The following is a 19,263-nucleotide window of genomic DNA, read 5'->3' as shown; positions in this document are numbered from 1 at the left end:
CCAGTCTACCCGATGGCGGGGCCATTCAACGAATCCTGCGCTGCATCATCCTTATCCCTGGCCCGCTCGGCTATGTTAAAAGGCTTCACACACCCGCTCTGCACCCGAAAGGATCCCCATGTCGTTTAATGCCAAACCGCTTGCAGGCCTCAAAGTCATCGAACTCGGCACCTTGATCGCCGGCCCGTTCGCCTCACGCATCTGCGCGGAGTTCGGTGCCGAGGTGATCAAGGTTGAATCCCCGGATGGCGGCGACCCGCTGCGCAAATGGCGCAAGCTGTATGAGGGCACCTCGCTGTGGTGGTTCGTGCAGGCGCGCAACAAGAAGTCGCTGACGCTGAACCTCAAGCACCCGGAGGGTCTGGCGATTCTCAAACAGCTGCTCGCAGACGCCGACATCCTCATCGAGAACTTCCGCCCCGGCGTGCTGGAAAAGCTCGGGCTGAGCTGGGAAACCCTGCACGCGCTGAACCCGAAACTGGTGATGGTGCGCCTCTCGGGCTTTGGCCAGACCGGGCCGATGAAGGACCAGCCCGGGTTTGGTGCCGTTGGCGAATCCATGGGCGGTTTACGTTACATCACCGGCTTCGAAGACCGCGCGCCGGTGCGCACCGGGATCTCCATCGGTGACTCCATCGCCGCGTTGTGGGCGGTGATCGGGGCGTTGATGGCGCTGCGTCATCGCGAAGTCAACGGCGGCGTCGGCCAAGTGGTGGATGTGGCGCTGTATGAGGCCATCTTCGCCATGATGGAAAGCATGATCCCCGAGTTCGACGTGTTTGGCTTTATCCGCGAGCGCACCGGCAACATCATGCCCGGCATCACGCCCTCCTCGATCCACACCAGCGCGGACGGCAAGCATGTGCAGATCGGTGCCAACGGCGACGCGATCTTCAAGCGCTTCATGTGCGCCATCGGCCGCGATGATTTGGCCAATGACCCGCAACTGGCCAGCAATGACGGCCGCGACGAACGCCGTGATGAGCTGTACGGGGTGATAGACCGCTGGGTGAACTCGTTGCCACTGGAACACGTGGTGGAGCAGCTCAATAAGGCCGAAGTGCCCGCCAGCCGGATCTACAGTGCCGAAGATATGCTTGGCGATCCGCAATTCCTGGCGCGGGAGATGTTCCTCAAGGCGCAATTACCGGGTGGTAAAGACTTCAAGATGCCGGGCATCGTGCCCAAGCTGTCGGATACCCCCGGCAGTTGTGAATGGGTCGGACCGCAATTGGGCGAACACAACAGCGTGGTGCTCAACGCACTGGGTTACGACGCAGCGGCCATCAGCCGTTTACGCGAACACGGTGCCATCTGATGGCGTACACAAGCTAATGGCGTGCCGCTGGCTGCTTGGGCTGTGTATGCCATTGTTCGGGCTGGCACCGCTGCCGCTGCAGGCGGCCGACACCTTGACCTGGTTGATCAGCGACCTGCCGCCGCTGACCTTCTTCGACGGCCCGCAAAAGGGCCAGGGCGCCATCGACGAATTGCTGCCAATGCTGATCGAGCGCCTGCCCGAATACGAACACAAGGTCGTGCACGTCAACCGGGCACGCGGCCTGCAAATGCTCCAGGCCCCTGCCCTGAGCTGCGATCCCAGCCTGCTGTGGACTCCGCAGCGGGCCAAGTGGGTGGTGTATTCAGGTCCGGCATTTTCCATCGTCAGTAATGGCGTGGCGGTGCGCCAGGACCGTCAGGCTGCGCTCGCGCCATTGGTCACGCAAGGCAAGATCGACCTCACGGCCTTGCTGCAGGACGAACAAACGCGTCTGGGCATGGTGGCCGAGCGCAGCTATGGGACCTTCATCGATGGCGTGATGGCGCGTACTGACGCCCACTACCGCGTGCTGCACTACGGCAATGATGCCCTCGGCAGCCTGTTGCAGATGCAGCGGCTGGGGCGCCTGGAAGCGGTGCTGGGTTACTGGACCGAAATTCGCTATCACGCCCTGCGCCAAGGCATCGATCCGCTGACGCTGGCGTTCTATCCGATTGCCGGCGCCATGCCCTATCAGCGCGTTCATATCGGTTGCTCCGATACACCTCAAGGTCATCAGGTCATCGAGCATCTCAACGGGGTGCTGAGCAAGCTGCCTCAGGATAAACTGCTGCACGCCTACGCCAACTGGCTCGACCCCGCATTGCGCGCGCAGTACCTGACCGATCCCCCCCGGTTCTATCGGGACGCGCCCTGACAAATCGCAGGCAAAAAGAAACCCCGAAGTGTGGGGAGACACGACGGGGTTAAACGTGGCCAACAAAGACCAGTACAGCAAGCCACGAACACCGGAGCACAATGCTCGCTCTTGCTGTTACGAAATCTGACCGGCCACGCTGTAGGAAGTTTCCAACGGTGAACAATTCTTCATGCGCGAGCGGCGCCGCGGGTCTGGGCGGCGTTGCGCAGGGCGGCGATAACCGAAGGTTCTACACGCCCTTCAGCAATTTTGATGTCACGCAGCAGGCAGTCCACCACATCCACCAGGAGGCGTTTGTCCATCAATTGCGCACGGTCGACGTCTCGTTCGACCACGATCGCGCCGGCAGGGTTTTTCACGGTCACCAGGCACTCGTCCTGCACACCAGCGGTGGTCAACGTCACCTGATAAGGGCTCAGTGCTTCTTCGAGCAATAGGCTGATACTTTCCATTTTGATCACCACTCAATAGTTCGCAAACATTCTTGTAAACGGGAGCTGCCTCTTTCCTAAGTGACTGGTTGTGACGCAGGAAAGTTCGCTTTTTCGTTTTCGCGGGGTTGCCGGGGGATGACGTTTCCAGCATGCGCTTGCAACATGACAGGCAAAAAACGGTGGCACATAAATGCTTACGCAACGGGCCGCTTTTTTAGGGTGGGTGTGGCAATGGCAGTCGTCGCAACGATTGCGTCGGTCACAGGGATAGCGATCAAATTGCTCATATAACCGAGCATGTCACCTTCCGAGCCCGAGCTATAAACAAAAAACGCCGCTGACCCAAGACAGGGAGAGCGGCGTTTTTACACTGGCGACTTGCCTTACAACGGCTTGCCCCGATTGCCATGCTGGCTGACAAATGCCTGCACAGCCTTCAGGTCATTGGCCAACACCGTGCAACGCTCTTCACGCTCGAACAGGTCCGCCAGGTGTGCCGGCAGTTCCAGGGCCTTGCCAACACCGGCCTTTTCCACCGCTTCCGGGAACTTGACCGGGTGGGCGGTCCCGAGGATCACCATCGGGATATCCAGGCTGCGACGGCATTCGCGCGCCGCCTTCACACCAATGGCGGTGTGCGGGTCGAGCAGCTCGCCGGTCTGGGCGTAGACCTCAGCGATGGTTTCGCAGGTCTGTGCATCGTCAACCGCCAGGGAGTCGAACAGTTTGCGAGTTTCGGTCCAACGCTCTTGCTCGACGTTGAAACCGCCACCGCTCTTGAAGCTGTCCATCAAACCGGCAATCGCCGCACCGTTGCGCCCGTGCATGTCGAAGAGCAGGCGCTCGAAGTTCGACGACACCATGATGTCCATGGACGGCGACAGGGTGGCGTGCAGGGTTTCCTTGACGTACCCGTTGCCGCTCATGAAACGATGCAGGATGTCGTTGCGGTTGGTGGCGACGATCAACTGGTTGATCGGCAGGCCCATGTTGCGCGCCAGGTAACCGGCGAAGATATCGCCGAAGTTACCGGTCGGCACCGAGAACGACACCGAACGCGCAGGGCCACCCAGCTGCAGGGAGGCGTGGAAGTAGTAGACGATCTGGGCCATGATCCGCGCCCAGTTGATCGAGTTCACCGCCACCAGGCGTGTGCCCTTGAGGAAGCTTTGGTCAGCGAAGCTGTTCTTGACCATTTCCTGGCAGTCATCGAAGTTGCCTTCGATGGCGATGTTATGGATGTTGTCCCCAAAGAGCGTGGTCATCTGGCGACGCTGCACTTCCGACACTCGCTGGTGCGGGTGCAGGATGAAGATGTCGACGTTTTCGCAATGCTTACAGCCTTCGATGGCCGCCGAACCGGTATCACCGGACGTGGCGCCCATGATCACCACGCGCTCGCCGCGCTTGGCCAGCACATAGTCCAGCAGGCGACCCAGCAATTGCAGGGCGAAGTCCTTGAACGCCAGGGTCGGGCCGTGGAACAGCTCAAGGACCCACTCATTACCATTTAGTTGACGCAACGGCGCGATGGCGCTGTGGGCAAACACACCGTATGTCTCTTCGAGGATCTTCTTGAAGTCCGCGTCCGGAATGCTGCCGGTGACGAACGGGCGCATGACCCGGAACGCCAGCTCGTGGTACGGCAGGCCGGCCCAGGAGGCGATTTCTTCCTGGGTGAAACGTGGCAGGTTTTCCGGCACGTACAGGCCGCCGTCGGTGGCGAGGCCCGCCAGCAGGACGTCTTCGAAATTCAGGGCCGGTGCCTGGCCGCGGGTGCTGATGTAGCGCATGAAAGCAAACCTTCGGTTTGAGCTGCAAGCTTTAAGCTACAAGCTGCAAGTTGAAGCGGTTCGGCTTTTACTTGCAGCGTGTAGCGTGGCACTTGCAACTGAATTAATTGAGATGTTCGACGCGAATCCGAACGACCGGCCCAACGACGCCCTGCAACGCTTCGAGCGCCTTGATAGCATCGTTGATGTGCTGTTCAAGCACGCGGTGGGTCAGCAGGATCATCGGCACCTGGCCGTTTTGCTCCTCGACTTCCTTCTGCATGATCGACTCGATGTTGATACCACGCTCCGAGAGAATGCTGGCCACCTGAGCCAACACGCCCGGGTGATCCTTGGCCTGGATGCGCAGGTAGTAGGCACTTTCGCAGGCTTCGATCGGCAGGATCGGGTGGGCCGACAGCGAATCCGGCTGGAACGCCAGGTGCGGCACACGGTTTTCCGGGTCGCTGGTCATGGCGCGAACCACGTCTACCAGGTCGGCGATCACCGACGACGCGGTCGGCTCCATGCCGGCGCCGGCGCCGTAGAACAGGGTCGAACCGGCTGCGTCGCCGTTGACCATCACCGCGTTCATCACGCCGTTTACGTTGGCGATCAGGCGATCGGCCGGGATCAACGTCGGATGCACACGCAGCTCGATACCGGCCGGGGTGCTGCGCGCGACACCGAGGTGCTTGATGCGGTAGCCCAGGGCTTCGGCGTAATTCACGTCGGCCGTGGTCAGCTTGGTGATGCCTTCGGTGTAGGCCTTGTCAAACTGCAGCGGGATACCAAAAGCGATGGATGCCAGGATGGTCAGCTTGTGCGCGGCGTCGATGCCTTCCACGTCGAACGTCGGGTCGGCTTCGGCGTAGCCCAGGGCCTGGGCTTCGGCCAATACGTCTTCGAAGGTACGGCCCTTTTCGCGCATTTCGGTGAGGATGAAGTTACCGGTGCCGTTAATGATGCCGGCCACCCAGTTGATGCGGTTGGCGGACAAGCCTTCACGTATCGCCTTGATCACCGGGATGCCGCCGGCCACGGCCGCTTCGAACGCCACGATCACGCCCTTTTCGCGGGCTCTGGCGAAGATCTCGTTGCCGTGAACGGCGATCAGCGCCTTGTTGGCGGTGACCACATGCTTGCCGTTCTCGATGGCCTTGAGCACCAGCTCGCGGGCCACGGTGTAGCCGCCGACCAGCTCGATGACGATATCGATCTCAGGGTTGGTGGCCACGGCGAAGACATCGTTGGTAATCGCAATACCGGTCGTTTGGAACTGAGGCTTTGGCGAACGCGTGGCAATTTGCGCCACTTCAATCCCGCGCCCTGCACGGCGGGAAATTTCTTCAGCGTTACGCTGAAGTACGTTGAAGGTGCCGCCACCGACGGTCCCTAACCCACAGATGCCTACTTTGACCGGTTTCACTGAAGAACTCCCCATGAAACGGCCGACGCTAGGTCGGCCGTGGAAAACAGCCGCACGACTGCGGCTCTCAATTAATGACCCACAGGCTTAGCAGCAGGCCATGATCGTCAAAGGTTCGACGATGCTGGTTTATTTGGCACTCAGCGCCAGTTTGGCAACTTGTGGTGCCGGCTGGTAGCCCGGAATCACCTGACCGTCAGCCAAAACGATGGCCGGCGTACCGTTCACACCAATGGACTGGCCCAAGGCGAACTGCTTGGAGACCGGGTTGGCGCACTTGGCGGCCTTGATTTCCTTGCCGTCGACCATCTTGTCCATGGCCGCTTTTTTGTCGGCCGAGCACCAGACCGCCTGCAACTGCTCGTCACCCGGTGAACCCAGGCCCTGGCGCGGGAACGCGACATAGCGTACTTCCACGCCGAGCTTGTTCAATGCAGGCACTTCGGCATGCAGTTTATGGCAGTACGGGCAGGTGGTATCGGTGAATACGGTGATGTGGGTCTTGGTCTCGCCGATAGCCGGGTAAACCACGGTTTCAGCCACCGGGATGCCATTGATCAGCTTGGACACGCCCAGGCGCTCGGCTTTTTCGGTGAGGTTGACCGGTTTGCCATCCTTCAACTGGAACAGGTAGCCCTGGACGATGTACTGGCCATCGGCACTGGCATACAGCACGCGACTGCCCTTGAGCTTGACTTCGTACAGGCCGGCCATCGGGCTGGCGCTGATGCTTTCGATCGGGGTGTCGAGCTGCAGGTTGGCCAGGCTCTTGCGAATGGTCTGCTCGGCAGCGTCATCGGCGAAGGCAAAGGTGGAAACCAACGCAATGGCTGCGGCGGCAATAATCTGGGTCAAGCGCATGGGAACTCCTGAAGGCAGATGCAGGGGCGGGTATGGAACACCCATCTGGAAACACGGGCTGCGACCGTCCCCCTTGCTAACCGGCAAAGCCTACCACAGTTGGGCCGCAGGGCAGCCACAGCTAAAGAATTGAAGCTGCTCCCTGCCCACAGATAGATCAATGCATGAAGTGTCTGTAAGGGTTTTCTAGCAAGCACATCAGACCGTTCCTGATTTAAGAAAGCCCCACAATTGTTTGTGCCAGGTCGTTAGCCTCCCCTGAAAAGTAACGGGTCATACCCACGCAGAATGGGGGAGTAAGAGAAATGGACGCTTGGCATTATGTAGTGGTCACCCGCTAGCGCTATGTCAAAGGCAACAGAGATTGCGCGCGAAAAAATGAAAAAATTAGCCGCTCTTCATAATCCGGATCTTTATTCAGGGGGCATGGATGTTATTGGGGACTTTGGTGATCGGCAAGTAAATTCAAGTATTGGAGCTCAATGGCGAAGTAGGGTTTCTGAATTGGATAAGGTTGCGGGCAGTATTGCCCAAGTAGAGCAGGAGCGCACAAAAATCAATACTCAGTTGAAACGGTGTAAATAGGTGAATTATGGATGAAGATTTCGACTTTTTTCTAAGTACTTTCGGCCCCGGTTATGATCGACGGTATGTCCCCCCCTCGACCATCGACCGGTATAGGGGGAAATTGCCCGACCAACTATTAACCTATTGGGAAACCTACGGATGGTGTGGGTATGCAGAAGGTGCTTTCTGGACCGTAAATCCACAAGAATATGAATCTGTTGTCGGTGAATGGCTTAAAGGAAGAAAGCTAGGGGGTGGCGATGTGTATCATGTCATTGCTCGAAGCGCTTTTGGCACTTTGTACTTGTGGGGGGAGCAGTCAGGATATTCTCTAAAAATATCCTCGGTAGATGCCTATTACATTCGTCGAGTGCCAATTTCTACAGGTGATCAGTTTGATTTTGGTGTGCGGTGTTTTTTTAGTGGCCTGACTGTTAAAAGTAATGACTACGAAAATTTGTTTGATGTCGCGAAAAATAAATTAGGCAGACTGCACGAAGGGGAAATGTACGGATTTACACCGGCTCTTGCATTAGGCGGTCAAAGTACGCTTGCAAGGATAGAGAAAGTTAACGCTGTTGAACACCTGACTTTTTTATCTCAGGTGTCCGAGTTAGAAGAGCTGATAATTCCAAAAATATAGTTTTGCAGTTTCGGATACATTCGATGCGCTGGGTAAATTGCCTATTTTAAAAACAGCACTTTTGGTGTCGCAGAAAAAAGAAAAACCTCCGGCCAAACTGATGCGCAATCTGCCAGGAAGGGCGGCAGAGCTAATTTCAACTGATGCCTGCTCCTACAGGGGGGAGGCTTGGTTGCTTCAGGCCACAAATTGTCTCGCATAGTGGCAAGCCACCTAGCGGTTATCCAGCTGCCGCAACAACGGCTCCTCGGCGCTGCACCGCTCGGCCGCAAATCAATGCACCTCCGCCTCGCTGTAAATAAGGAGGGAAATATGGATGATGCGTTTGCGTGCTTCCTGGAAGAATTTGGCCCAAGCTTCGATAAAACGGAGGTTACAGATGAAACCCTGAACTTCTACAAGAACAAACTTCCAAGTCAGTTATTAAAGTATTGGAAAATGCATGGTTGGTGCGGCTATGCTGACGGACTGTTTTGGACCGTCAACCCCAGCCTTAATGAGGCAGTACTGAGCAATTGGCTCAAGGGAACAAAATTCTCAAAAACTGATAACTATCATGTTATCGCCATCAGCGCATTCGGCGACTTGTTTCTTTGGGGCGAAACTACTGGGGACTCACTTACCATTTCTAGTCCGGTAGCGCATTGCTCATCCAGAACCCCACGTTTTCTCGGCGACCGCATAGACATCGGCGTCCAAAATTTTTTCGCATCATTAACCAGGGACGGCCTTGATATTTCCAATACGTTTCAACATGCACTAAAAAAATTAGGACGTCTGAACGATGGTGAGCTATATGGATTTGTTCCAGCATTAGCATTGGGATTCCCAAGTACTATTAACCACTTGGAAAAGTCAACTCTGTAGAACATCTCGTTTTCCTCTCCCAACTTTGCGAGCTACGAGAATGGGAGTTCCCACCCGAATAATATTGTGCGCCATGTCAGCCTCGCGGGTGGTGCTTGGCGTGCATTTCCTGCAAGCGTGCACGCGCCACGTGCGTGTAGATCTGAGTGGTGGATAAGTCACTGTGGCCGAGCAGCATTTGCACCACACGCAAATCGGCGCCGTGGTTGAGCAAATGGGTAGCGAACGCATGACGCAACGTGTGGGGCGACAGCGTCTTGCCGATCCCGGCGACCTTGGCCTGGTGTTTGATGCGATGCCAGAACGTCTGGCGGGTCATCTGCTCGCCGCGCTGGCTGGGAAACAGCACGTCGCTGGGGCGCCCGCCGAGCAATTCGCCACGGGCATCACGCATATAGCGATCGATCCACACGATGGCCTCCTCCCCCATCGGCACCAGCCGCTCCTTGCTGCCTTTGCCCATCACCCGCAGCACGCCCTGACGCAGATTGACTTGTTCCAGGGTCAGGCTGATCAGCTCGGTCACCCGCAGGCCGCAGGCGTACAGCACCTCCAGCATCGCGCGGTCACGCTGGCCGATGGCTTCGCTGAGGTCGGGGGCCGCGAGCAAGGCCTCGACATCGGCTTCCGACAAGGATTTGGGTAAGGGCCTGCCCAGTTGCGGCATGTCGATTTGCAGGGTGGGATCGACGCCGATCAACTTTTCCCGCAGCAGGTAGCGATAAAAGCCCCGCACGCCGGACAGAAATCGCGCCGTGGAGCGCGGCTTGTAGTTCTGCTCCAGACGCCAGGCCAGGTGATCGAGGATCAGCTCGCGGCCCGCGTTGATCAGCTCCAGGTTTTTCTCTTGTAGCCAGCCGTTGAAAAGCGCGAGGTCGCTGCGGTAGGCCTGGCGGGTGTTGTCTGACAGTCCTTTTTCCAGCCAAAGGGCGTCGAGGAAGCGGTCGATCAGGGGATGGTCAATGGCGGGCATGGGGGCTCAGGCTGATGACGGTGATGTCCGGTAGATCCTATCGCAGGCAAGCCAGCTCCCACACGGATTTGTGTCGCGCGTAAGATCGTTCCCACGCTCTGCGTGGGAATGCCGTCTTGGACGCTCTGCGTCCGCTCTTGAAGTCGTGACGCAGCGCGTCACAGGATGCGTTCCCACGCGGAGCGTGGGAACGATCAAATCCCAGGCACAAAAAAGCAGCCCGCAGGCTGCTTTTTTCTGCATCGGAACGCTGGACTTAAGCCAGTTTTTCCTTGATGCGAGCTGCTTTACCGGACAGGTCACGCAGGTAGTACAGCTTGGCTTTACGTACGTCACCGCGACGCTTAACGGCCATGCTGTCGATTTGCGGGCTGTAGGTCTGGAAAGTACGCTCTACGCCAACACCGTTGGAGATTTTACGAACAGTGAAAGCACTGTTCACACCACGGTTACGCTTGGCGATTACCACGCCTTCGAACGCTTGCAGACGCGAACGGTCGCCTTCCTTTACTTTCACTTGAACGACAATAGTGTCGCCTGGGGCAAAGGTAGGGATCTCTTTGGTCATCTGCTCTGCTTCGAGTGCAAGGATGATTTTGTTAGTCATGCTGTGCTCCTAAGGTAAGTCAATGGACCTACCATCGATACGTTGTTAACTATCGTCCCGCGCGAGGATGTATTCCTCGAGCAGCTTCTTCTCTTCTCCAGAAAGCGAGCGGCTTTCCAGAAGATCGGCGCGTCGTTCATAGGTCCGACCAAGGGACTGCTGTAAACGCCAACGCCGGATGTGTGCGTGATTGCCACTTAGCAATACGTCGGGAACACGCTGATCCGCATACACCTCCGGTCGGGTGTAGTGCGGGCAATCCAGCAAACCATCCGTGAAGGAATCTTCCTCCGCGGAGTCCGCATGCCCTAAAGCTCCAGGCAGCAGTCGTGTAACCGCATCTATCAGGACCATCGCCGGCAGCTCGCCGCCAGACAGGACATAGTCCCCAATCGACCACTCTTCATCGACATGAGCATCAATAAAACGCTCGTCAATGCCTTCATAGCGACCGGCAATCAGGATTAATGCTTCCTCATTCGCCAGTTCGCGTACCGCAGCCTGTTTCAGCTGACGGCCTTGAGGGGACAGGTAAATTACCTTCGCCTTCTCCCCGGCTGCTGCCCTGGCCTGAGCCAACGCGTCCTCCAGGGGTTTGATCTTCATCACCATGCCAGGGCCACCGCCAAATGGGCGGTCATCCACAGTGTGATGCCGATCCGTCGTGTAGTCTCGCGGGTTCCAACAGGTGAGCTGCAACAGCCCCTGTTTCACCGCCCGACTGGTGATGCCGTACTCGCTGATGGCGGAAAACATCTCGGGAAACAAACTGATCACTTCAATGCGCAGATTAGCCACGCTTAGAAGTCCGCATCCCATTCCACCTTCATCTCGCCTGCGACCAGGTCGACTGCCAACACGCATTGCTCCGTATAGGGCAACAGGCGTTCGCGATCATCCAGGCTGCCTGCGCAAGGCTTGACCACCATTACATCATTGGCGCCGGTTTCCAGAAGATGGTCGATTTTCCCGAACAGTTGCCCGAGTTGATCGATAACCTTCAGACCTTCCAGCTGGTACCAGTAGTACTCGCCGTCGGTCAATTCAGGGAACAGGTTGCGCGGCACGCAGATCTCATAACCGGCCAGAAGACGAGCTTCTTCACGGTCATCAAGACCCTTGAGCTTTGCGACCAGGAACTTATCGCTCCCGCGTCCACTGACCAGCTCGACCTGTTTCACACTACCTTCGCGCTTAAGCGTCCAGGTTTTGTACTGCAACAGGTTTTCAGTCGGATCAGTAAAGGAATACACCTTCACCTCGCCGCGAACGCCATGAACAGAGTAAATCTTGCCGATAACGATCAAATCATCAGCAACAGCTGGCGTCGCGTTCATATTGCTCAGGCTGCGGCCTTAGCCGAGTCCTTCAACAGTTTTGCTACGCGCTCGGATGGCTGTGCGCCAACGCTCAGCCAGTAGGCTACGCGCTCTTGGTTCACGGACAGACGAACTTCTTGACCACGAGCAACAGGGTTGAAGAAACCAACCTGTTCCTTGTGCGAACCGTCGCGCGGGTTGCGGCTGTCGGTTACGGTCAAGTGGTAAAACGGGCGCTTTTTGGAGCCGCCAAGGGCAAGACGGATTGTTAGCATGTGAACATCGTTCCTGTAGTCGGTGCTGCAAATCTAAATGCACAGCGGGCATAGGTGCCCGAAAGGCCGCATATTCTAAGGAATATCCGGACTTTTGCAAATGTCTTTTTCTGGCGCCTACCGCGTGCCATTCAGATCTGCTAGAGAGCCGTCGGTTAAAACGGCGAGTCAGCCCCCCGCCAACGGCGGGTTTGCTGGAGATCCCACATCCCTGTGGGTCGGAGCGCAAGCGAACCTGCGCGCGAATTTTTTACATTTTCGGCATGCCGCCGCCAGGCAACATACCGCCCATGCCGCGCATCATCTTGGCCATTCCGCCCTTGGCGGAGAATTTCTTCATCATCTTCTGCATCTGCTTGTGCTGCTTGATCAAGCGACCGATGTCCTGCGCCTGGGTGCCGGAGCCCATGGCGATCCGACGTTTGCGCGAACCGCTGATCAGCTCAGGGTCACGGCGCTCGGCCGGGGTCATGGAATTGATGATGGCTTCCATCTGCTTGAACTGCTTCTCTGCCGCGCCCTGGGCATTGCCCATTTGCGCCAGGTTCACACCGCCGATGTTCGGCAGCTTGTCCATCAAGCCGCCGAGGCCGCCCATGTTCTTCATTTGTTGCAGCTGATCGCGGAAGTCTTCGAGATCGAAGCCTTTGCCCTTCTTCAGCTTTTTGGCCAGCTTGTCGGCCTTGTCTTTGTCGAGGGTCGCTTCGGCCTGTTCGATCAGGCTGAGCACGTCGCCCATGCCGAGGATGCGCGAGGCGATACGCTCAGGGTGGAACGGCTCGAGCGCGTCGCTCTTCTCGCCCATACCGATGAACTTGATCGGCTTGCCGGTAATGGCGCGCACCGACAGCGCGGCGCCGCCACGGGCATCACCGTCGACCTTGGTGAGGATCACGCCGGTCAGCGGCAGTGCATCACCGAAAGCCTTGGCGGTGTTGGCCGCATCCTGGCCGGTCATGGCGTCGACCACGAACAGCGTCTCGACCGGGTTGATCGCGGCGTGCAACGCCTTGATCTCACCCATCATCTCTTCGTCGATGTGCAGGCGACCGGCGGTATCGACAATGACCACGTCGATGAATTTGAGCCTGGCTTCTTTAATAGCCGCGTTGGCGATGTCGACCGGCTTCTGGCTCAGGTCGGACGGGAAGAAGGTCACGCCCACTTCGCCCGCGAGCATTTCCAACTGCTTGATAGCGGCCGGACGGTAAACGTCCGCCGACACCACCATCACCGACTTCTTCTTGCGCTCCTTAAGGAAGCGCGCCAGCTTGCCCGCGGTGGTGGTTTTACCCGCACCTTGCAGACCGGCCATCAGCACGACGGCCGGCGGCACGGCACTGAGGTTCAGGTCTTCGTTGGCCGCGCCCATCAGGCTTTCGAGTTCGGCCTGGACGATCTTCACAAAGGCCTGGCCCGGGGTCAGGCTGCGCGACACTTCAGTGCCGACCGCACGCTCCTTGACCGAGTTGACGAAGTCCTTGACCACGGGCAAGGCCACGTCGGCTTCCAGCAACGCCATGCGCACTTCGCGCAGGGTGTCTTTAATATTGTCCTCGGTCAGCTTGGCCTTGCCGGTGACATGGCGCAGCGTCTGCGAGAGACGGTCAGTCAAGTTTTCAAACATGCGCGATCCTTTCAGGCCCTAATTCATCGAAATGCAATGGTAGACCGAGGTAATGGCGGCCCAGGCTGTGGTAAATCGCTATTAAAAACAGCGCTCGGCGAGCCTGCGGCGTGGGCAGGTCGCGGATTATAGCGAAGACTGCGCCCATGCACACCCGCTGTCTGGCCTCGGAGTCTTTCGTGCAACGCTGGGGTGTGCCAAACTCAGCGCCTTTCGGGCTTGTCTATCAGGATTTATGGTCCCCTTGTCACCCAGTTTGCTACCCAGCCTCGCCGCCGCCATCTTGTATGCCGCTGCGACCTTCTATCAGGCCACTCGTCTGGCCCAAGGCACCAAGGCCGACAAACGTCTGCTGGTAGGCCTGGGCGTCCTCGCCCTGCTGGCCCACGCCGCGAGCCTGTTCACCCACCTGATGACGCCGGTGGGCCTTGGCCTGGACTTTTTCAGCGCCGCCAGCCTGATCGCTGCGGCGGTCATCGCACTGACCCTGATCGCCTGTTATCGGATCCCGGTCGAAAACCTCCTCGTCCTGCTCTTCCCACTGGGCGTGCTGACCGTGCTGATGGCGCAATTCGCGCCCACCGGCACGGTGCAGGTGATCGACGAAGAACCGGGCATCCTCGCTCACATCCTGTTGTCGATCCTGGCCTATGGCATGTTCACCATCGCGGTGTTCCAGGCCCTGCTCCTGCTGGTGCAAGACCACCAGCTCAAGCACAAGCACCCGTCCGGGCTGATCAAGAACTTCCCACCGCTGCAAACCATGGAAAGCCTGCTGTTCGGTTTCCTGTGGGCCGGCTGGACCCTGCTTTCGCTGTCGCTGATCTCCGGCTGGCTGTTCGTCGAGAACTTGTTTGCCCAGCACCTGGTGCACAAAACCCTGCTGGCGTGCCTGGCCTGGATTGTGTTCAGCGTCCTGCTGTGGGGCCGCAATCGTCTCGGCTGGCGCGGGCACAAGGCGATCCGCTGGACCCTGGCCGGTTTCTGCCTGCTGATGCTGGCCTATTTCGGCAGCAAGCTGGTTCGCGAATACATCCTGCATATCTGACGGGCAGCGATTATGGAAAACTTGCCCCTTGAGCCGATGCTTGCGGTCATCGCCCTGCTGATCTTATGGGCGGCGTTGTTTACCGCCATAGAAGCAGCACAACAACACTTGCTGGCCCTGCGTCCCGGCACCCGCCAGGGTGACAAGGCCGCCGCGCGCCTGAGCTTCCCACGCCATAGCCTGATCCTGTGCAACAGCTTGTGCCGCGCCGCGGTGGTAATTCTGTGCACCTTGCTGGCGATCTATGCCTGGGCGCAAAACGGCCCATGGCTGGGCTGGCTGATTTCCTGCGCCCTGCTGCTGATACTGGCCGATTACCTGCCGCGCGCGCTGGCCACACGCTATCCACAAGCGGTGCTGGGCTTCGGCAATACGCTGCTGGGCGTGCCGTTGAAAATCGTTTATCCCCTGGCCTGGCTGCTCAATGGCATCAGCCTGCTGCTATTGCGCCCGTTCGCACGCACCTCCGGCGTGGTGAAGAAGAGCGACGAGCCGCTGCCGGACCACGATGACGAACCCGAGTCGGACGCCGACGCCGACCGCCTTCCCGGTATGCCCGGTATCCACGCTCTGGACAACATAACGGTCAATGACATCCTGGTGCCGCGCAGCGAAGTGGACGGTATCAACCTGGACGACTCGATCGACGCCATCATCGAACAACTGCGCACGTCCCCGCGCACACGCCTGCCGGTGTTCCACAGCGATATCAACCAGGTCCAGGCAGTGCTTAACACCCGGCAGATCCAACATCTGCTGTCCGACGCCAGCCTGACCAAAGAAGCGCTGCTTGCCGCCTGCCACGAGCCCTACTTCGTTCCGGAAAGCACGCCCCTGCAGCTGCAACTGCTCAACTTCCACAAACAGCAGCGGCGCCTGGGCATGGTGGTGGATGAATACGGCGAAGTGCTGGGCATCGTGACCCTGGAAGACATCCTCGAAGAAATCGTCGGCGAATTCGAAAGCGAACAGAGTGCGGACAACCCGCACATCGAAGCACAGCCCGATGGCCGCTATATCATCGACGGCGCCGCGTCCATCCGCGAGCTGAACAAGAGCCTGGGTTGGCACCTGCCCAGCGACGGCCCCAAGACCCTCAACGGCCTGGTGACTGAAGCGCTGGAGACCATTCCCGATTGCGCGGTATGCCTGAAGATCGGCCGCTATCGCCTGGAAATCCTCGAGACCGAGGACAACCGGGTCAGCAAGGTGCTGATCTGGCACACCAGTCACGTGCCGGTGGCCGTATAACTTCCCGACACTTCAAGATCCAATCGGGGGAGCGTGGCACGCCCCCCCTTCCGCATTTTGATTTGCGGCGTGCCAGCTCTTGTTGTATTTCCAAACCCCTTCCTATAATCGGCTCGGCTTACCAAAGCCCCGCCCGACCGTGTGCTACCCGCACCAAACGCGTCCAGGCACCGCCTTATCGTGTCTGACCGGTGCCCGCTCCCATCCCGAGCGGCCCCGCGCATACCCCTGATCCATGGGTGTTCGACCAATAATAATCCGCGTCCAAACGCGCAATGACCATCAGGGATACCGCCATGAGCACCACCTATAACGAGACGGCAAGCGCCGCCCCGACCAACTCGACCGCACGGGTCGCCACGGCGAGCATCGTTGGCACCGCCATCGAGTTCTACGACTTCTACATCTATGCCACCGCCGCTGCCCTGGTGATCGGCCCGGTGTTCTTTCCACAGACCTCCGGCACCGCGCAGATGCTGGCGTCGTTCCTGACCTTCGGTATCGCGTTTATCGCCCGGCCACTGGGCTCGGCGCTGTTCGGCCACTTTGGCGACCGTATCGGCCGCAAGTCGACGCTGGTGGCTTCACTGCTGCTGATGGGCGTGTGCACCACGCTGATTGGCTTGCTGCCCGGCTATGACAGCATCGGGGCGTGGGCGCCGATTCTGTTGTGCGTGCTGCGCTTCGGCCAAGGTCTTGGCCTGGGCGGGGAATGGGGCGGCGCGGCATTGCTGGCGACCGAGAACGCGCCCAAAGGCAAACGCGCCTGGTTCGGTATGTTCCCGCAGTTGGGCCCGTCCATTGGCTTCCTTGCCGCCAACGGCTTGTTCCTGATCCTGGCCATGAGCCTCAACGACGAGCAGTTCCGCAGCTGGGGCTGGCGCATCCCGTTCATCCTCAGCGCGGCACTGGTGATGGTCGGCCTGTATGCACGCTTGAAGCTGCACGAGACCCCTGTATTCGCAAACGCCGTCGCCAAGGAAAAGCCGGTAAAAGTGCCCTTGGTGGAATTGTTCAGCCAGCATTGGCTGCCGGTGCTGCTGGGCGCCGCGTCAATGGTGGTGTGCTATGCGCTGTTCTACATCACCACGGCGTTTTCCCTGAGCTATGGCGTGTCGACCCTGGGCTACAGCCGTGAAACCTTCCTTGCCCTGTTGTGCTTCGCGGTGTTGTTCATGGGCCTGGCCACGCCCCTGGCGGCCCTGGCCAGTGATCGCTACGGGCGCAAGCCGGTGCTGATCGTCGGTGCGATTCTGGCGATCCTGTCGGGCTTCACCATGGAGCCGCTGCTGACCCACGGTTCGACCTGGGCCGTGGCGCTGTTCCTGGCGCTGGAGCTGTTTCTGATGGGCGTGACCTTCGCGCCGATGGGCGCGCTGCTGCCTGAACTGTTCCCGACCCGCGTACGTTATACCGGCGCTTCGGCCGCCTATAACCTGGGAGGGATTGTTGGCGCGTCGGCGGCGCCGTTCTTCGCAACCAAGCTGGTGGCGATGGGTGGCCTGAGTTATGTCGGCGGGTATGTGTCGGCGGCGGCGTTGCTCAGCTTGATTGCTGTGCTGTGCCTGAAAGAGACGCGGGATAATGATTTGAACAAGGTCGTCTGATAGACCGCTGTCGGGGGCAAGCGGAGCTTGCCCCCGATGTTTTCAGAGCTCTACAACAACCGCCTGGGAAGCACGAGTGGCTTTGGCTCGCGCCGCTTCGATCGACTCGTCCCGCGCCAACGCCACGCCCATGCGGCGCTGTCCATTCACTTCTGGCTTACCAAACAGACGCAACGCCGTGTCCGGCTCGCTCAAAGCGGCGCCGAGGTTGGCGAACGCGGTCTGGGTCGACTGCCCTTCCACCAGGATCACCGCCGAAGCCGACGGCCCAAACTGACGGATCAAAGGAATCGGCAGGCCGAGAATCGCGCGCGCGTGCAGGGCGAATTGCGACAGGTCCTGGGAAATCAACGTCACCAGACCGGTGTCGTGGGGGCGCGGCGACACTTCGCTGAACCACACCTGATCGCCCTTGATGAACAATTCCACGCCAAACAGGCCACGACCGCCCAACGCTTCGGTCACCGCTTTGGCAACGCGCTCGGATTCGGCCAGGGCAATCGGGCTCATGGCTTGCGGCTGCCAGGATTCCTGGTAGTCGCCCTTCTCCTGGCGGTGGCCAACCGGCGCACAGAAGGTGGTGCCGCCGATGTGGCGCACGGTCAGCAGTGTGATTTCGTAGTCGAAGTCGATAAAGCCTTCGATGATCACGCGGCCTTTACCGGCCCGCCCGCCTTCCTGGGCGTAATCCCAGGCTTTTTGCACGTCGTCGGCGCTGCGCAGCAGGCTCTGGCCCTTGCCCGACGAACTCATCACCGGCTTGACCACGCACGGGAAGCCCAGGTCTTGCACGGCCTTGCTGTAGTCTTCGAAGGTGTCGGCGAAGTGGTACGGCGAGGTCGGCAGGTCCAGTTCTTCGGCGGCCAGGCGACGGATGCCTTCACGGTTCATGGTCAGTGAGGTGGCGCGTGCCGTTGGGATCACGGTGAAGCCTTCAGCTTCCAGCTCCACCAGCGTCGCGGTGGCGATGGCTTCGATTTCCGGCACGATGAAGTGCGGCTTTTCTGCTTCGATTACCGCGCGCAGGGCGGCGCCGTCGAGCATGTTGATCACGTGGCTGCGATGCGCCACCTGCATGGCCGGCGCGTTGGCGTAGCGATCCACGGCAATCACTTCAACGCCCAGGCGTTGCAGTTCGATTACCACTTCCTTGCCCAGCTCACCGCAGCCACACAGCAAAACGCGGGTCGCGGTTGGCGACAATGGAGTTCCGATTCGGGTCATCTCAGGTCCTCAGGGGAGCGGATCATGGGGGAGAAAGGCCGGCATTTTACATGAACTGTAAAAATTGGCCTCAGTTGGCGACGGCCCGTTTGCGCAGGCGCCAGGCCATGATCAGCCACACCGCCGTGACCCCGGCGAATTTCGAGGCCAGGGCGGTGCCCACCACGGCCGGCGTGAGGGCGCCGATCAGGCCGAAGAAGATGAACGTATCGAGGGGAATGCTCAGCGCCGAACTTATCCACAGGCGGTCATGCAGGGGGCGCTTGGTGATGCTGAACACAAGCCAGTCGATGCACTCCGACACCGCAAACGCCGTGGCGCTGGCCAGGGCAATGGCCGGGTCCGAGGTGATATACGACAGCACCAGCGCCGCCAGCATGGCGATGATCGCGCCGTGACCGAAGCGGGTTTGCACCATATCGCGCAGGATAAAGACCAGGCCACCCCAGGCGGACCAGATCACATCCAGGTGCGGCGCGGTGGAGAAGGCGAAGTTGATCAGCACGACGCTGCTGATATAGGCGATCAGGAAGAGCATGGGGATGGACCTGTGGGTAA

At 59.1% G+C, this 19,263-nt stretch carries 20 protein-coding genes; 8 read left to right on the top strand and 12 right to left on the bottom strand.

Going from position 1 to position 19,263, the window contains the following annotated elements; genetic code table 11:
* The first annotated feature begins 118 nt into the window (after nucleotides 1-118).
* Both KZX66_RS12925 and KZX66_RS12920 read left to right on the top strand, forming a co-directional pair.
* On the top strand, nucleotides 119-1,318 hold the full coding sequence (locus KZX66_RS12925) for a CaiB/BaiF CoA-transferase family protein (RefSeq protein WP_248079880.1): 1,200 nt from the start codon (nucleotides 119-121) through the stop codon (nucleotides 1,316-1,318).
* Between the two features lie 16 nt (nucleotides 1,319-1,334).
* Nucleotides 1,335-2,198: a TIGR02285 family protein gene (locus KZX66_RS12920; RefSeq protein WP_248079878.1), complete on the top strand. Its 864-nt coding sequence runs from the start codon at nucleotides 1,335-1,337 to the stop codon at nucleotides 2,196-2,198.
* 170 nt (nucleotides 2,199-2,368) lie between these two features.
* Here the strand turns inward: KZX66_RS12920 and KZX66_RS12915 are convergent, their stop codons facing one another.
* The 4 genes from KZX66_RS12915 to KZX66_RS12900 form a co-directional block, all read right to left on the bottom strand.
* Nucleotides 2,369-2,653, bottom strand: a complete 285-nt coding sequence (locus KZX66_RS12915) for a DUF3509 domain-containing protein (RefSeq protein ID WP_248079876.1) — start codon at nucleotides 2,651-2,653, stop codon at nucleotides 2,369-2,371.
* Nucleotides 2,654-3,018: 365 nt separating this feature from the next.
* Nucleotides 3,019-4,428 carry a threonine synthase gene (gene thrC, locus KZX66_RS12910; protein ID WP_248079874.1) on the bottom strand — a complete coding sequence of 470 codons (1,410 nt, stop codon included), beginning with the start codon at nucleotides 4,426-4,428 and terminating at the stop codon, nucleotides 3,019-3,021.
* A 103-nt stretch (nucleotides 4,429-4,531) separates the two neighbouring features.
* A complete protein-coding gene (locus tag KZX66_RS12905; protein WP_248079872.1) occupies nucleotides 4,532-5,836 on the bottom strand; it encodes a homoserine dehydrogenase in 1,305 nt (434 codons plus the stop codon).
* A gap of 129 nt (nucleotides 5,837-5,965) precedes the next feature.
* On the bottom strand, nucleotides 5,966-6,697 hold the full coding sequence (locus KZX66_RS12900) for a thioredoxin fold domain-containing protein (protein ID WP_010207987.1): 732 nt from the start codon (nucleotides 6,695-6,697) through the stop codon (nucleotides 5,966-5,968).
* 345 nt (nucleotides 6,698-7,042) lie between these two features.
* Here KZX66_RS12900 and KZX66_RS12895 point away from each other — a divergent pair, with 345 nt between their 5' ends.
* From KZX66_RS12895 to KZX66_RS12885, 3 genes are all read left to right on the top strand, one after another.
* Nucleotides 7,043-7,282, top strand: a complete 240-nt coding sequence (locus KZX66_RS12895) for a polymorphic toxin type 15 domain-containing protein (protein ID WP_248079870.1) — start codon at nucleotides 7,043-7,045, stop codon at nucleotides 7,280-7,282.
* 7 nt (nucleotides 7,283-7,289) lie between these two features.
* Complete coding sequence (locus KZX66_RS12890; protein WP_248079868.1) at nucleotides 7,290-7,907, top strand: GAD-like domain-containing protein; 618 nt, start codon at nucleotides 7,290-7,292, stop codon at nucleotides 7,905-7,907.
* A gap of 312 nt (nucleotides 7,908-8,219) precedes the next feature.
* Nucleotides 8,220-8,774 (top strand): GAD-like domain-containing protein, encoded by a 555-nt coding sequence (locus tag KZX66_RS12885; protein WP_348983804.1) that lies wholly within the window; start codon nucleotides 8,220-8,222, stop codon nucleotides 8,772-8,774.
* Nucleotides 8,775-8,850: 76 nt separating this feature from the next.
* On the opposite strand, the gene xerD is transcribed toward KZX66_RS12885, so the two are convergent.
* The 6 genes from xerD to ffh all read right to left on the bottom strand — a co-directional run bounded on the left by xerD (nucleotide 8,851) and on the right by ffh (nucleotide 13,575).
* A complete protein-coding gene (gene xerD / locus KZX66_RS12880; RefSeq protein WP_248079866.1) occupies nucleotides 8,851-9,747 on the bottom strand; it encodes a site-specific tyrosine recombinase XerD in 897 nt (298 codons plus the stop codon).
* 256 nt (nucleotides 9,748-10,003) lie between these two features.
* Nucleotides 10,004-10,354, bottom strand: coding sequence for a 50S ribosomal protein L19 (gene rplS / locus KZX66_RS12875; protein ID WP_003175895.1), 351 nt, complete (start codon nucleotides 10,352-10,354; stop codon nucleotides 10,004-10,006).
* Between the two features lie 45 nt (nucleotides 10,355-10,399).
* Nucleotides 10,400-11,173: a tRNA (guanosine(37)-N1)-methyltransferase TrmD gene (trmD, locus tag KZX66_RS12870; protein ID WP_248079864.1), complete on the bottom strand. Its 774-nt coding sequence runs from the start codon at nucleotides 11,171-11,173 to the stop codon at nucleotides 10,400-10,402.
* Nucleotides 11,155-11,691, bottom strand: a complete 537-nt coding sequence (gene rimM / locus KZX66_RS12865; protein ID WP_024077236.1) for a ribosome maturation factor RimM — start codon at nucleotides 11,689-11,691, stop codon at nucleotides 11,155-11,157. Before rimM ends, trmD begins: the two co-directional genes overlap by 19 nt.
* Nucleotides 11,692-11,696: 5 nt before the next feature.
* Nucleotides 11,697-11,948: a 30S ribosomal protein S16 gene (gene rpsP, locus KZX66_RS12860; protein WP_003175899.1), complete on the bottom strand. Its 252-nt coding sequence runs from the start codon at nucleotides 11,946-11,948 to the stop codon at nucleotides 11,697-11,699.
* A 250-nt stretch (nucleotides 11,949-12,198) separates the two neighbouring features.
* Complete coding sequence (gene ffh, locus KZX66_RS12855; RefSeq protein WP_248079862.1) at nucleotides 12,199-13,575, bottom strand: signal recognition particle protein; 1,377 nt, start codon at nucleotides 13,573-13,575, stop codon at nucleotides 12,199-12,201.
* 235 nt (nucleotides 13,576-13,810) lie between these two features.
* On the opposite strand from ffh, the gene ccsA reads away from it, so the two are divergent.
* The 3 genes from ccsA to KZX66_RS12840 all read left to right on the top strand — a co-directional run bounded on the left by ccsA (nucleotide 13,811) and on the right by KZX66_RS12840 (nucleotide 17,481).
* Nucleotides 13,811-14,623: a cytochrome c biogenesis protein CcsA gene (gene ccsA / locus KZX66_RS12850; protein ID WP_248079860.1), complete on the top strand. Its 813-nt coding sequence runs from the start codon at nucleotides 13,811-13,813 to the stop codon at nucleotides 14,621-14,623.
* A gap of 12 nt (nucleotides 14,624-14,635) precedes the next feature.
* The gene (locus KZX66_RS12845) at nucleotides 14,636-15,874 is read left to right on the top strand and encodes a transporter associated domain-containing protein (RefSeq protein ID WP_248079858.1); all 1,239 of its coding nucleotides are present in this window, start codon (nucleotides 14,636-14,638) and stop codon (nucleotides 15,872-15,874) included.
* Between the two features lie 296 nt (nucleotides 15,875-16,170).
* Nucleotides 16,171-17,481: an MFS transporter gene (locus KZX66_RS12840; protein WP_248079856.1), complete on the top strand. Its 1,311-nt coding sequence runs from the start codon at nucleotides 16,171-16,173 to the stop codon at nucleotides 17,479-17,481.
* 42 nt (nucleotides 17,482-17,523) lie between these two features.
* Here KZX66_RS12840 and purT read toward each other — a convergent pair whose 3' ends face one another.
* Both purT and KZX66_RS12830 read right to left on the bottom strand, forming a co-directional pair.
* Nucleotides 17,524-18,705 (bottom strand): formate-dependent phosphoribosylglycinamide formyltransferase, encoded by a 1,182-nt coding sequence (gene purT / locus KZX66_RS12835; protein WP_054918313.1) that lies wholly within the window; start codon nucleotides 18,703-18,705, stop codon nucleotides 17,524-17,526.
* Nucleotides 18,706-18,775: 70 nt separating this feature from the next.
* Nucleotides 18,776-19,243 carry a VUT family protein gene (locus KZX66_RS12830; RefSeq protein ID WP_248079854.1) on the bottom strand — a complete coding sequence of 156 codons (468 nt, stop codon included), beginning with the start codon at nucleotides 19,241-19,243 and terminating at the stop codon, nucleotides 18,776-18,778.
* Nucleotides 19,244-19,263: the final 20 nt, after the last annotated feature.

It is taken from the genome of Pseudomonas sp. EYE_354, assembly GCF_023148575.1.
Lineage (GTDB): Bacteria > Pseudomonadota > Gammaproteobacteria > Pseudomonadales > Pseudomonadaceae > Aquipseudomonas.
The sequence above is the reverse complement of the archived record's forward strand: the minus strand, read 5'-3'. Positions and strand labels throughout refer to the sequence as shown.